A 12,899-nucleotide genomic window follows, 5' to 3' on the forward strand; every position below is an offset into this window, starting at 1 on the left:
ATCAACCCAACCCCTGAAAGCATCAAAGCTCTCACAAGAAAAATCTGAGGACGAACCGTCCTTCCGTCCGGCAGCGCCGCCGCCGTCGTTGATGGTCGTGATATACGTCTGCCCTTATCCGGAGTCAACACCCCTCTTTCGGGATCATGACGATTTTTTCCACCGGCCCGGACGTCATGGTTAATGAAATGCAGACAGGAACAGGAAGCCCGGCTTATCGCCCCCGCAAGCTTCCCGCAGCCATGCAGCGCTTTCCGTCCGCGGTGTCTGCATTCTGAAAGATGGCAGGCCATCCATTCAAGAGGCGGGACGTCTCGCTGCCATCGGGTCATGGGGCAGCCTGCAGGGGGGGGGGGTAACGTACCTGGCACATAAGATCTTGCGCAGGCGCACACGCCCACGATTCGCCGCACGATCCCCGATCGCCGCCAGCCGGGAAGGATGACAGGACGAAGATCGCCAGGACGATGGGCGGTGAATTTCGGGACGAGCCGCGCCTTCTCCATGTGGAAGAAAGAGGGGGCACCGGCAACGCAGTCGACCGGGCATTCGCAGAAAAACCGGGGCGCAGGCGCGGGCATGTCAGACAGAAATGGGCTCGGAGGAAGACGACCGGCGCCCGCCGGCCACCGGCGATGCGAATCGCATCGGCTAGCGCGCCATCCGGCCGAGCCGGACAAATACGGGGTGCCGCATGGGGTGATGCGTGATATGCAGATCACAGCATTATTTTACGTGTTAGGCAGTACATGCAGACCGACCTTTCCCGGCGCCTTGCGCACCTGCGCGAAGCAGCCCTCGCGGCAGTGAAGCCCCTTGCGGAGCCCCATCCTGCCTTCACGTTCTTCTTCTCCGTGTCCGATGGGCACGAGCGGGCGCGCGTGATTCGCGCCACGGGCGATTCGGCGGATGCCTGCTGGAAGGCTGGCGAAGAGCGGATAAGGGATGTGATGGAAAAGCGCGGCCTGCGGGGCCGCTGGCTGCGGGTCGACTGGGTGACCGCCGTCCGGCCTATGACCGTGGGCGAACTGCGCGAACGGCTGGCCAGGCACAAGCGCAACTATTTCCGGCAGGGACTTGCCTTCGACCCGAAGTTCCAGACGTCCTTCCTCGAGCAGGAGCTCAATGCCAATGCCATGCTCTATGGAGGGAACAAGATCGCCCATGCGGTGATCAATCTCGGCAACTTCGCGAAATATGTCAGGCGGCGCTACGGGGCGGACCGCACCGTCGATCTCTCCGACGCGGCGCCCGCCTTCGTCCTTTCGACCGAAGGTCTGTTCTGCGGCGAAGACGGCACCGTTCACCGGCTCCCCGGCCCGGGACGCAATGCCGGGCGGCGAATCATCGAGCGGCTGGAGCTCGACGACATCGAGGGGCTGATTCGGGACGCATCGAAATTTCTCAGCCGCCAGGTGCTGGAGCACGGCCGCTTCGTCTACGGCCTTCACCCATGCTTCAACCGGGAGATACCTGCCTACAACGCGCTGCGGCATGCCAGCACCACCTATTCCATGATCGAGGCCTGGGAGGTCACGAACGACGGGGATCTGAAGAACAGCATCGACCGGGCCCTCGCCTATCTGCGCGGCACGCTGATCCGCCCTGCGCGGCTGCCGGACGGAACGGACGCCGCCTTCGTCGTGGAGGCGAATGGCGAGATCAAGCTCGGCGCCAATGCCGTCGCGATCCTCGCCCTCGCCAAACATGCGACTCTCACCGGCTCAACCGCCGACTACGACCTGATGCGGCAGCTCGCGCTCGGCATCCGCCACATGCAGAATCAGGAGGATGGCTCCTTCGTCCATGTGCTGAGCTACCCGGACCTCCGCGTGAAGGACCCCTTCCGCGTCATCTATTACGAGGGAGAAGCCGCCTTCGGCCTCATGCGGCTCTACAGTCTCACCCAGGATCCGCGCTGGATCGAGACCGTGGAGAAGGCCTTCGGTCATTTCATCCGGTCGGAGCACTGGCGGCACAACGACCACTGGCTGAGCTATTGCGTCAACGAGCTGACGCGGTTCCGGCCGGAGGAACGCTATTTCCGCTTCGGCATCCAGAATGTCGCCGGCCACCTCGATTTCGTGCTCGAGCGCATCACGACCTTCCCGACCCTGCTGGAGCTCATGATGGCGGCGCGCGAGATGCTCGAACGCATCCGCACGATGCCGGAGATGCAGCACCTCCTGGAGGAAATAGACCTCGACAAGTTTTACCGGGCGCTGGAGTTCCGCGCACACTACCTGCTGAACGGGCATTTCTGGCCGGAACTGGCGATGTATTTTGCCCATCCCGACAGCATCGTCGGCTCATTCTTCATCCGCCACCATGCATTCCGCGTACGCATCGACGACGTGGAGCATTACCTTTCGGGCTATGTCGCATACCGGAAATACAGGGTGGCAAAGCAGCAGAAAGAGTCTCGAAACTGAGGCTCCCGGAACCGGCCGGCCCCATTGCAGGCGCCGGCGTGGCATCACCCTCCCCGGAAAATCAGGCGCCGGATCCGCGGACCCGGCGTCGCTTGTAGCTGCCAGCTCTGGAAACAGCTCCCGGGAGGGGTAAACGATAACCCTCTCCCGGGGCTGCGGAAACCAGAGCCTAGATCGCGTAGCTCGTCTGGATTTCCTCGTTCAACGTGTTCGAGGAAATCTCACTGGAAATATTTGTCACCGGCACAACACGCATGTCGTCTATCGCTTGGGAATCGGTCTGCTTCTGCATGAAGGTCGAAAGCGCGTCCGCGGTGCCGTTCTTCAGCATGCTCGCCAGATTCTCCTTCGATCCCGGAGTGCCGGCCGTTGCACCCGCGCTTTCGAGAAGGATTTTCGAAGGCAGCCCGGCCGGCGGAGCACCCTTCCCCGCATCGGCGGCAGCTAGAGCGTTGGCCTGCTGCAGGGTCGGAATGTTTGCCGACTCGAGGGTTGGAATGTCTGCCAGCCCGGCTTCGGATGCTTTGCCGTCATTGGAGGCGGCATCGCTTTCCACATCGGCTGCGTATTTCGAGGAAGCCTGATCTGCTTCTCCATCAAGGATGATGAGTTGGCCATTTTTGTCACGGAAATTGAATGGATCACTGCAGCAGTCCCCGTCGTCTCCATAGATGACTTTCGACATCTGAGCCTGCATTGCTTCCCACGGGCCGAGGTGCTGCACTTCCGACCGGACCGACATCGTCGTCAGGGCCTCCGCCCCGTTCGGCGCAGTCGCTCGGAAAAACACATGAGCCTCATCCTCGGTGTCAGACATCGTGTGGAACTCGGCCGTGGTCTTATCCCCCAGAAACGTCATCCTCACATAACCCCCTTTTGCCGGAATCGTCGTTCCTGTGCGAATGACGTTGTCGATCTCTTCCTGGCTCGTGCCTGCCTCGTAGGTGGTGTATTTTGTCGAGGGAGCCTCAACCGCGCCGAGCACAGTCTTGAACGGCTCCTCTCCAAGCGTGTGCGCAGACTCCGCATCGGCCCTGAATATGTAGAGGGTGCCGGATGCGATCACCTTGCCAGAGGGGACCTTCACTTTTGTCGCGTCCAGGTTAAGCGTGTGTTTGCCCGGTACCGGTCGGGGGTAAACCACCCACACGCAGTCGTTATGGTAGCGGATATATCCGCTATCGCTGGCTATCTCCTTGTTAAATATCTCCTTTCCGTCCCTCTTCAGAGAGAATTTGACTTCCTCAGGATGCGTTCCACTGAGTTGAATGAGTATGACGGATGCGTCCTTGTCAGTTATGCCTTTGTCTTCGATGACAAAGTCGAAATGGTCTGTGGCACCAATCCTTTTCCCATTGGACATTTCGTGCCACTCTATTTCTTTCAGATCGGCTATGCTCCGGTACTCCGCGTTCGCAGATTTCAATACCTTTGCGACGCCTTTGATTACCCCGGACCGCAACGTCTCGGCGTCCTTGTCCAGATCGCTGGGCCACAGGAGGTTGAAATCTTGAGCACCGATGCGGAAACGGGCCTTTGAGTACTTCGGTTCAGCCATCCCGGGCTGCCAAACCCCGACGTCGAAAATGTCCACCTTGCCGATGGATTTGGCGTCGCCGTTGGTCGTGTACTGATAATCGCCGGTTGGACCCAGTTTCAGTTCACCATACTTACCCCTCAGGACCTCGTCATGCTGTACCGAAATCCGCTCGCCATTCCTCAGAATTACCAGCTCCGCGCCGTTGTCAAAATCTACCGATGGTTTTCCGTCGGGGGTCGTCTTGCCGTCAAAAAGATTGCCTGAAGCGGTTCCCGGCTTCACATTCAGTTCCCTGTAGCTGTGCATCTCGACAGTGCCGGAGAACTCAACGTTTACAGCGTCGTGGGATACGTCCTTTGCCTTGATAGCCAGCTTGTGGTCTCCCGGGGAAACGCCCTTTATCAAGATCTCGTATTCCGTATCGTTAATTGCGTTTACCACTATCTTGTTATCAAGAACCGTCTTGGTATGATGCTTCGAGACTTGACTTATCAGCTTCATGTTCTCCGGCTCGAGCCCCAAGGCTGGACCGGCCGGAGCTGCTGACTGACGGGACCATGGACGTAGGCTCAAACTGGAAGTTGTTAAGACAGGTGTCCAGCTTCACGCGGTAGCCGCGACCGTCGTCGATGACGAAGATCTCGCTATCATTCGGACCGCGCTGGTCACGGAAGTAATTGTTGATCCGGACCTTCTGTCCGTTCAGCAATTCCATGACAAGCGTGTACCCTTCCCGGTGGAAGCCCTTCACCGCCGCGCGATTGAGAAAGATCCATACGTTGCTCAGTGTCGTTAGCGTGACATGGTCTGTGTTCCGAGCTTCCTGAACGACTCGCGGGTTGCTCTTGCTCTGCACAAGAAAATTGTACGCCATATGCAATCACCCATTCATATCAATTGATACAAATAACGTTAGTAAAAAGATAATATTTTTCTTTTTCTACCCAGACAAAACAATTACCGTTACAATATTGTTCGAGATCGATACGCGCACAAGTTACAGAAATACTTTCAAAATGCAAACAATTAAATTGCTTATTTATCTTAACGAAACTATCTTATCTTCCCACCGTCGGGCGGGAAAAGCGGCATGACAGGCATCGCCGAAGAGAGCCAATCCCCTGGGCCCGCCCCCTTCCAGCGCTTCCAAAGAGGAACGAATTGTCGCTCCCGTCTCCAAGCGGCCGCGGTTTGACAAATGGCAGCTTCGGCAATAGTTCACGCCCCCGGCAGACGGGGCGCAGGAACATGCTGGACCATCACATAGAGTTACGGTTCATGGATCGTCTTTCCGAGACGGAGAAGGGTTCCGCGCTCGGCATCTTGCGCAAGGCGATCACCGAGAACACCGAGACGCTTGTCGACTCGTTCTACGGCTCATTCCTCGCCCACCCCAGGACAGCCGAATTTCTTGACCACGACATCGTTCAACAGCGGCTGCGTCATTCTCTTGCGAAGTGGCTCGTGGACCTGCTCAACCTGGACGACATTGGGACCACGGAATACCGCCAGCGCCAGGTCAAGATTGGCGAGATCCACGCCCGAATCAATCTGCCCGTCTACTTCGTGCTGGAAGGGGCAAGTCTCCTGAAGGTCGAAATTGCACGCATCTTCTCCGGCTACACGGATGTGGACGCGCAGGTCCGGATCGCTGCGGTCATGATGCTGGACGAGATCATCGACCTCGCTATGCGCCTCATGAGCGCCGCCTATGTCACCGGCACCCGGCGGCGCGCGCATGCGGACGAAGGTCTTCGCCTGTTTTCCATCGGTCAGGATCTCAGTTCCGAACGTGAGCGGCAGCGCGCCGGCCTGATGGAATGGTGCCAGGAGATCCTTTTCTCGCTGGCGACTCAATCCGGCGTCAGGACACTCGAGCCGCTCAGCCTGTCGCCGTTCGGTCTCTGGCTGCGTCACCGCGCGGGCCTGCTGTTCCAGTCTTCGGACGTTCTCCAGTCGATCAAGCAAACGATGGAGCGCATAGACCGGGACATCCTTCCTGCGATCGAGAGAAGCGGAAACACTGAGCAGACGGAGAGGGTAAAAAACATCGGACAGCTGCAAAGTGCCATCGACGAGATCAAGTTTCTTCTGGCGAATCTCTTCGAGGCCGCGGCTGAACTCGAGAGCGGTCGCGATCCCCTCACGCAGGTACTGAACCGGAAGTTCCTTCCGCCAATTCTCGGGCGAGAGATTGCCCTGGCCCGGAGGAACAAGCTTGCTCTGTCGGTGGTGCTGATCGATGTCGACCACTTCAAACAGATCAACGACCGATACGGCCATGCGGCCGGCCACGCGGTTCTGCGGCAGGTGGCGGAAGGCCTCATGAACATCGCGCGGGCGAGCGACTTCGTATTCCGCTATGGCGGCGAAGAATTCCTCATCGTCCTCGTGGAGACGGGCCTGGAGGAAGTTCTCGTCGCGGCAGAACGCTTCCGTGCCTATTTTGAGTCGCGCACCGTCATGCTGCCAGACGATACCTCGATCCGGATCACCATCTCGGCAGGCGCGGCCACCTATGAAGGTCACCCTGACTACGAGTACCTCATCAACGCGGCCGATGAGGCGCTTTTGACGGCAAAGAGAAACGGCCGGAACCGGGTCGAGGCCGCGGTGCAGCGCTGACAGCACCGCCGCGCGAGCAGCGAATCAGCAGCTTCACCCCCCACCGGTCCATATCGCTCGCCCGACCTGGCAGCGTCAATGACGGTACCGGGAAGCTCCACGCCCCCCGCTTCCCATTCGGTGGGAGCCCGCCGCCCTCGGGACTTGATTATTGGGTGCGCCCGACGGAAAACGGTCCTGGCCAATTCCACTGTCAGGTAGCGCGATCATGGCGAAATACTTTCTGGGTGTAGATGTCGGTACGGGCAGCGCACGCGCTGGCCTTTTCGATGAACGCGGAACCCTGCTGGGCACCGGCAAGCGCGACATTGCCATCTGGCGGGAGGCCCACGGCATCGTCGAGCAGTCGAGCAATGACATCTGGAACGCCGTCTGCCACAGCGTGCGGGGGGCCGTCGCCCGGGCAAACGTCACACCCGACGATGTGGCCGGCATCGGGTATGACGCGACCTGCTCGCTCGTGGTGCTCGGCGAAGGGGGAAAGCCGCTTGCCGTCGGACCGTCGAACGATCCGGAGCGAAATATCATTGTCTGGATGGACCACCGCGCTACCGAACAGGCAGGCCGCATCAACGCGACGAGGGCAGAGGTGCTGCGCTATGTCGGCGGGACCATTTCGCCCGAAATGGAAACGCCGAAACTGTTATGGCTCAAGGAGAACAAGCCGGAGACCTTCAGGAATGCCTGGCAGTTCTTTGACCTCACGGATTTCCTCACCTGGAAGTCCTCGGGCAGCCTCGCTCGCTCGGCCTGCACCGTCACCTGCAAGTGGACCTATCTGAGCCACGAGAACCGCTGGGACGAGACCTACTTCCGCCAGATCGGCCTGGGGGACCTGGCCGACGAAGGCTTCGCCCGCATCGGCACCGAGATTCGCGCCGGCGGCACGGCAATCGGCGGGCTCACAGAAGAGGCGGCAAGGGATCTCGGTCTGCGGCCTGGCACGGCCGTCGCCGTTGGCCTCATCGACGCCCACGCGGGCGGCATCGGCACCGTGGGCGCGGCCGGCGACGCCGGCGACGTCCTGTCCCGCATGGCCTATGTGTTCGGCACGTCTGCCTGCACCATGACCACCACGCGCGAGCCGGTCTTCGTCGATGGCGTCTGGGGCCCTTATTTCAACGCGATGGTGCCAGGCCTCTGGCTCAACGAAGGCGGCCAGTCCGCCGCCGGCGCCGCCATCGAGCGCCTGATTCGCATGCACCCGCGTGCGGCAGAAGTCGAAGCGACGGCAGGCGGCAGGGGTCTTGCCGACACGCTCGCCGCGCTTGTGGAAGCCAGGGGCGGCCCCGCAGCGGTTGCGGACATCGTCGGCCGCATCCATGTGGTGCCGGAGTTTCTCGGCAATCGCGCGCCCTTCGCTGATCCGGAAACCCGCGCCATCATCGCGGGCCTAGACCTGGAGGATGGCGTCGACAGCCTCGTCGCGCTCTATCTCGCCGGCCTCTGCGGCCTGGGCTACGGCGCCCGTCAGATCGTCAATGCACAGGCCGCCAAGGGCATCCGCACGGACACCATGGTCGTCAGTGGCGGCGCGACCCGCTCGGCCCTCGTCCGTCAGGTGCTGGCGGACGCGACCGGCCTCACCGTCGCCGCTTCCGTTTCGCCGGAACCTGTGCTGCTAGGCTCCGCCATGCTCGGCGCCACGGCTGCGGGAGCTTTCCGGGATCTCGGCGAGGCCATGAGCGCCATGTCGGCTCTGGGCGAGGTTCACCAGCCCAACCCCGCCACGCGCGAATGGCACGACCGCCGTTTCGAGGCTTTCGAGCTGCTGCAGGCAACAGGGCGGAAGATCCACTAAAGCGGACTCAGGAGACTTTAGACTGGGAGGCTTGCCCGGGACTGGGCGAGCCTGTGAACAGGACAGTTCAAAGCGTCCGGCACGCTCGGAGCTGCTTCATCCCCGTCCTGACGCTTCGCGATCAGACGGCGACGCTCAGCCGTGCCACCTCCACGCGGTTCCGGCCGGACGACTTGGCTGTGTAAAGCGCCTGGTCCGCTCGCCGGAACACGTCGTCGAATTCGCTGTCCCCATGGCGCCAGGTTGCGATGCCTGCCGAGAACGTCACCGGGATGGCGCCCTGACTCGACTGAAACTCGAACTTTTCCACCGCCTGTCTCAGCCGTTCCGTCATGGCGATGGCTGACTTTTGGTCGCCATCCGGAAGAAGCAAGGCGAATTCCTCTCCGCCGACCCGCGCAAGAATGGCGTCCATCCCCGCATGCTCGCGCAGGCAGCGGGCGAGTTCTGCCAGGACCTGGTCGCCCACCTCGTGCCCATAGGTGTCGTTGATCGACTTGAAGTTGTCGATGTCCAGCAGGGCAAGCGCGAACCCGCGGCCCGACTTGGCGACCGCCTCGATACATCTTGCGCCATAGTCCGCCAGTATGCGGCGGTTGAACAGCCCGGTCAGGTAATCCGTCGAAGCCATTTCCTCCAGGCGCTGACGGAGCTTGTCGGAGCACATGAGCAAAAACGTCGTGGTCCCCACGATCGGCAGCAGCGACAGGACAGTCGGTCCCAATAGGTTGAACCAGTACTCGACGGCTTCGCTCGCGAAGCTCAGGTTGGCATCCGTGCGTGAGTAGAAGCCAAGCTGAATCACCAGGTAGCAAAACACCGTCGCGAACAGCCAGATCAGGATCTTCCGGCTTATCGGCACTGGCTGCGGCGAACCGTGAAGCAGCGAACTCAGGCAGGCGAAGGCAAGCCACCCCCACACGGCCGTCAGAAACACCAGTCGCGCACCGAAAATATCGGCGATCAGCGTAAACCAAAGGATCGAGGGCACGAGCGCGGCACTCGGAATGAACTGCCAGATTTTCGGGCGGATACCGTCGAATGCCTGCACGGCCGCAAGATAGGCCGTCAGACCAAAGGTAATCAGGCCATAGGCAGCGACAAGAATGAACGCCCGCGGCAACGGTGCGCCGAACGCAAAGATCGCGCATCCCCCAGCGATCAGCGCCGTCCCGGCTTGCCAGTACTGCATCGCCGGGCGAAGGGTTCGTGGCATGTCGCGATAAAACTCTATCAGGACCGACCCGTTTATCAGCATCATGAACGAGACTGTCATGAAGATGGTCCCGATATCCATCCCTACCCCCCACAGGTGCCCTTGCGTACAACTTCTGGGCGAGTAAATCCTTGTCGGGGCCGCAACTACCCGAAGGATGGCACAACCCAATGAAGTCCCCCCGCCGTTATTGAGCGCTAGCGCATAGCGACCGTCAAGGGAATAGAAGACATCGCCGCAGCAGCCGCCGGTTGAAATGGAGGTAAATTTCTTGCAAACGCGCAGAAGTTGCATGCGCAACCGGACGGGGCTCCAATCCGTCATTTACGTTTCACGATAACCCGAGGCTAGACGCTTCAGTACATGAAAAGAGATTGCTGGAGGTGTCCCGGCGTCCCTGCCACCCGGCCCACCTTTCGGTTTCGAGCGGAAAGTGCAGGAGCGGCGACCGCCCGGATGATTACTTTGCCCGGCAGCATCCAGCCCCGTCACCGATCAACGGTTTTCGAGGTCCGGGAGCGCTGCCCGTCGATAATTATTCTGTCGCTGCGCTTTCCCGCCTTGCCTTCGATTGAAAACCGGTTGCAAGATAGGCCATAGGCTCCGCTTTCAATGAATGGAGAGGGCGTGGCAGTCGACTGGATGGCAACATTGAAGGAGGCCGGGCTTCTGGTCCGCAACACAGAGGCCGACACGCGCAAGCTTCTCGCAAGCGAAACGCTGTCAGTCGAGCATGCCGTGCGCCTTCTCGACGCCGTCAGCGAAATGTCCGAGGATTTCGATGAGATACTCTACGAGCTCGAGGCGGATGAGGGCGCGGACGAGGAGCTGATCCAGGCCGCACTTGCCATCGAGGCGCTGTGGAGCGAGCTGAGCCTCGCCTGCCTCAACAAGGTGAGAATCCTGCGCGGCATGCCGCCGATCACCATCAGCATGACCGGCTCGGACGAAGACGGCGAGGAGCCGTGATAAGCCGCATCGGCCAGCGCCCCTCGCCGGCGAAGCCCGGTCATGACCAGGAGAGCTGATCCTTCGGCAAACGGTTGCTCGGATCGTAGACTACGATTTTGTGGGGCAGGTCCGGGCCCCAGTCCCAAAGCACGAGATTGATGTCCTCCGACCCGGCGCCGGGGGCAAAGCTCGGCACCAGTATCCCGGCAATCCCCTTCTCGCGCAGGCGGTCGTGGACCCGCCACGATCCGGGACGGCGGCCCTCGCTCAGGTCCCACGCCCAGGCGCACGCCATGTCGTCCAGCGAAATGCCGTGCTCCGCCCTGCCCTGCACCGAGGTGAGGTCGGCGATGTCCTCGCAGTCCACATCATAGGAGCAGAGCACGCACGGGTCGATACGGCGGGCAAGGCCCTGGTTGGCCTCCTTCACCGCCGTCATGATGCTGAGCGCGAGATAGAGCGCGGGCACGCCCTTCGGGTTGAAGCGCGCGCCACGGATCGCGGCCCCCTCGCCGGATGTCGGCTTGAAGGACCAGCGCGGATCATGGGCGCGATAGGCGGTTCCGACAAACCTCACGCGAAACCGCCGAGCGCCATGTGGTCGAGATAGTCGCGGACGGCCGCAGCCTTGCCTTCCTTCACCAACGCCTCGGCAGTGCGGCCGCCGAAGGCGGGAAGCGGCTGGGCGCGATACCAGGCCATGGCCTGCTCCTTTCCGCCGGCCCATTCCGCCACGCGGCTGATGATTTCCAGCATCTCGCGGAGGCGGTTCTGCGTGCGCAGGCCCCGGCTGCGCTCGGCCCGGTAGAAAGCTTCACGCGAAAGCCCGGCTGTCTCCGCAAGCTGGGTCTTCGACATGCCGAAGCCGTCGGCCAGGCGGTCGATGGCGATCCGTCCGCTGGAATCCATGAAGGAAAGGATCAGCGATTCCTTTCCAACCGGATATCTGCTTGCGTGCACCACGTGTGCCATATCAATCACCACCTTTCTATGGCGGAATATATGGCGTTGTTGCGAGAACCGCAACACCCGCGGCCAATTGTTCCTCGCCCCTACATGCCGTGGGGGGAACCCGGCAGATAGCCCAGCCACGAAAGCCCCATCCAGATGGCCATGGCCATCATCATCAGGTTTTCCGTGAGGGAGACGAAGCCAAGCGGCACGCGGGTCGAGCCGCCAACACAGGCGCATTTCAGCTCACGCTTGTCGATGTAGACCGCCTTGAAGACCGACACCGCGCCCACCGTCGAGATGAAAAGGGCGAGCGGCGCCGAAAACCAGGTGGCGACACCGGCCACCATCAGCAGGCCCGCAAGGCCCTCGGCGTAAGGGTAGATATAGCTGTAGGGCACCCAGCGTTTCGCCAGCAGATCGTAATTCAGGAACATGGTGGCGAAGGTCTCAACGTTCTGGAGCTTCAACAGCGCCAGAACCACCATCGAAAAGCTGATGAACCACTCGGCGGCGCGGACGGTGAAGGGGTCGCCGCTCGTCGCATAGCTCACCCCCATGGCCATCAGCGCCGTCATCGCAAAGAGCACGGCGACGGGACGGTAGGTGAGTTCGTTCGGATCGAAGACCTTCTTGCCAAGGAACCGGCGCGTGTCGTCGTGGCCGCCGATACGCTTGCCGTCAATGAAGACCTGCGGCGTGGTTTTCGCGCCATGCTCGGCCTTGAACGCGTCAGTCGCTTCGCGCGTCGTGAGGTGATGGTCCTCGACCACGTAACCCTCGCGCTCCAGCAGGTACTTGACCTTGATGCCATAGGGGCACGTGTGCTTCTCCATCACCATGCGATAGAGAACGGCCCTCTTCTCGAGGGGCTGAGTCTTGTCCAGCATGTTTGGCAGCTTTCTTTCCGGTTGATCGGATGCTGCCACCCATATAGGGTCCGTACCATGGTACAGAGTCAAGTCCAGCAACCTCTCACCATCAGCAGGCTGGCGACGGCCGGCGGCGTAGGCGTGGAGACCATCCGCTTCTACCAGCGCAAGGGGCTGCTTCCGACGCCTCCGCGCGGCGGCGGGTTCCGCACGTACGGCAGCGAGGATCTGCGCCGCCTCCGGTTCATCCGCCAGGCGCAGGCCGCGGGCTTCACGCTGGAGGAAATCCGCGAGCTGCTGGAGCTGGACGAAAGCCACGACCGGGCCCGGGCCCGCGAACTCGCCCTCCAGCGGATTGAGGCGCTCGATGCGAAAATCGCCGAGCTGCAGCGCGCCCGCGACGCGCTCATTGAACTCGAACGCGAATGCGCCGGCAGCCACGGCGGCTGCTGCCCCATCCTCGCTTCGTTCAAGGTGTGATCTTAAGGCGAGAGGCTTCCTCCGCTCCTCC

12 protein-coding genes are annotated in these 12,899 nt (G+C 61.3%); 6 read left to right on the top strand and 6 right to left on the bottom strand.

Going from position 1 to position 12,899, the window contains the following annotated elements; translation table 11 throughout:
- Window positions 1–184 (top strand): hypothetical protein (locus tag ABD906_RS12655; RefSeq protein ID WP_345099774.1); only part of this gene is annotated, 184 nt, incomplete at its 5' end.
- A 565-nt stretch (window positions 185–749) separates the two neighbouring features.
- Window positions 750–2,432: a hypothetical protein gene (locus ABD906_RS12660; protein ID WP_345099775.1), complete on the top strand. Its 1,683-nt coding sequence runs from the start codon at window positions 750–752 to the stop codon at window positions 2,430–2,432.
- Between the two features lie 169 nt (window positions 2,433–2,601).
- Here ABD906_RS12660 and ABD906_RS12665 read toward each other — a convergent pair whose 3' ends face one another.
- Complete coding sequence (locus tag ABD906_RS12665; RefSeq protein ID WP_345099776.1) at window positions 2,602–4,473, bottom strand: hypothetical protein; 1,872 nt, start codon at window positions 4,471–4,473, stop codon at window positions 2,602–2,604.
- On the bottom strand, window positions 4,424–4,846 hold the full coding sequence (locus tag ABD906_RS12670) for a BapA/Bap/LapF family prefix-like domain-containing protein (RefSeq protein WP_345099777.1): 423 nt from the start codon (window positions 4,844–4,846) through the stop codon (window positions 4,424–4,426). The genes ABD906_RS12665 and ABD906_RS12670 overlap by 50 nt, the downstream gene beginning before the upstream one ends.
- Window positions 4,847–5,250: 404 nt before the next feature.
- Between ABD906_RS12670 and ABD906_RS12675 the strand changes: the two genes are divergently transcribed.
- Complete coding sequence (locus ABD906_RS12675) at window positions 5,251–6,597, top strand: GGDEF domain-containing protein (protein ID WP_345099779.1); 1,347 nt, start codon at window positions 5,251–5,253, stop codon at window positions 6,595–6,597.
- A gap of 208 nt (window positions 6,598–6,805) precedes the next feature.
- Window positions 6,806–8,398 (top strand): FGGY-family carbohydrate kinase, encoded by a 1,593-nt coding sequence (locus tag ABD906_RS12680; RefSeq protein ID WP_345099780.1) that lies wholly within the window; start codon window positions 6,806–6,808, stop codon window positions 8,396–8,398.
- Between the two features lie 121 nt (window positions 8,399–8,519).
- Here ABD906_RS12680 and ABD906_RS12685 read toward each other — a convergent pair whose 3' ends face one another.
- Complete coding sequence (locus tag ABD906_RS12685; protein ID WP_345099781.1) at window positions 8,520–9,938, bottom strand: GGDEF domain-containing protein; 1,419 nt, start codon at window positions 9,936–9,938, stop codon at window positions 8,520–8,522.
- 303 nt (window positions 9,939–10,241) lie between these two features.
- Here ABD906_RS12685 and ABD906_RS12690 point away from each other — a divergent pair, with 303 nt between their 5' ends.
- Window positions 10,242–10,583 (top strand): hypothetical protein, encoded by a 342-nt coding sequence (locus tag ABD906_RS12690; protein ID WP_345099782.1) that lies wholly within the window; start codon window positions 10,242–10,244, stop codon window positions 10,581–10,583.
- Window positions 10,584–10,623: 40 nt separating this feature from the next.
- Here the strand turns inward: ABD906_RS12690 and ABD906_RS12695 are convergent, their stop codons facing one another.
- From ABD906_RS12695 to ABD906_RS12705, 3 genes are all read right to left on the bottom strand, one after another.
- Window positions 10,624–11,142, bottom strand: a complete 519-nt coding sequence (locus tag ABD906_RS12695; RefSeq protein ID WP_345099783.1) for an RES family NAD+ phosphorylase — start codon at window positions 11,140–11,142, stop codon at window positions 10,624–10,626.
- Entirely contained in the window at window positions 11,139–11,537 is a 399-nt protein-coding gene (locus ABD906_RS12700) for an antitoxin Xre/MbcA/ParS toxin-binding domain-containing protein (RefSeq protein ID WP_345099784.1), read from the bottom strand. The genes ABD906_RS12695 and ABD906_RS12700 overlap by 4 nt, the downstream gene beginning before the upstream one ends.
- 80 nt (window positions 11,538–11,617) lie before the next feature.
- Entirely contained in the window at window positions 11,618–12,406 is a 789-nt protein-coding gene (locus ABD906_RS12705; protein WP_345099785.1) for a MauE/DoxX family redox-associated membrane protein, read from the bottom strand.
- Between the two features lie 57 nt (window positions 12,407–12,463).
- Between ABD906_RS12705 and ABD906_RS12710 the strand changes: the two genes are divergently transcribed.
- Window positions 12,464–12,868 (top strand): MerR family transcriptional regulator, encoded by a 405-nt coding sequence (locus tag ABD906_RS12710; RefSeq protein WP_345099786.1) that lies wholly within the window; start codon window positions 12,464–12,466, stop codon window positions 12,866–12,868.
- The last annotated feature ends 31 nt before the right edge of the window (window positions 12,869–12,899 follow it).

The sequence above is a fragment of the Chelativorans composti genome (assembly GCF_039541695.1).
Lineage (GTDB): Bacteria > Pseudomonadota > Alphaproteobacteria > Rhizobiales > Rhizobiaceae > Chelativorans > Chelativorans composti.

Coding starts and splice junctions, on each gene's coding strand:
- ABD906_RS12660 (WP_345099775.1), top strand. CDS start 750: ATGCAGACCGACCTTTCCCGGCGCCTTGCGCACCTGCGCGAAGCAGCC.
- ABD906_RS12665 (WP_345099776.1), bottom strand. CDS start 4,473: ATGAAGCTGATAAGTCAAGTCTCGAAGCATCATACCAAGACGGTTCTT.
- ABD906_RS12670 (WP_345099777.1), bottom strand. CDS start 4,846: ATGGCGTACAATTTTCTTGTGCAGAGCAAGAGCAACCCGCGAGTCGTT.
- ABD906_RS12675 (WP_345099779.1), top strand. CDS start 5,251: ATGGATCGTCTTTCCGAGACGGAGAAGGGTTCCGCGCTCGGCATCTTG.
- ABD906_RS12680 (WP_345099780.1), top strand. CDS start 6,806: ATGGCGAAATACTTTCTGGGTGTAGATGTCGGTACGGGCAGCGCACGC.
- ABD906_RS12685 (WP_345099781.1), bottom strand. CDS start 9,938: ATGACGGATTGGAGCCCCGTCCGGTTGCGCATGCAACTTCTGCGCGTT.
- ABD906_RS12700 (WP_345099784.1), bottom strand. CDS start 11,537: ATGGCACACGTGGTGCACGCAAGCAGATATCCGGTTGGAAAGGAATCG.
- ABD906_RS12705 (WP_345099785.1), bottom strand. CDS start 12,406: ATGCTGGACAAGACTCAGCCCCTCGAGAAGAGGGCCGTTCTCTATCGC.
- ABD906_RS12710 (WP_345099786.1), top strand. CDS start 12,464: ATGGTACAGAGTCAAGTCCAGCAACCTCTCACCATCAGCAGGCTGGCG.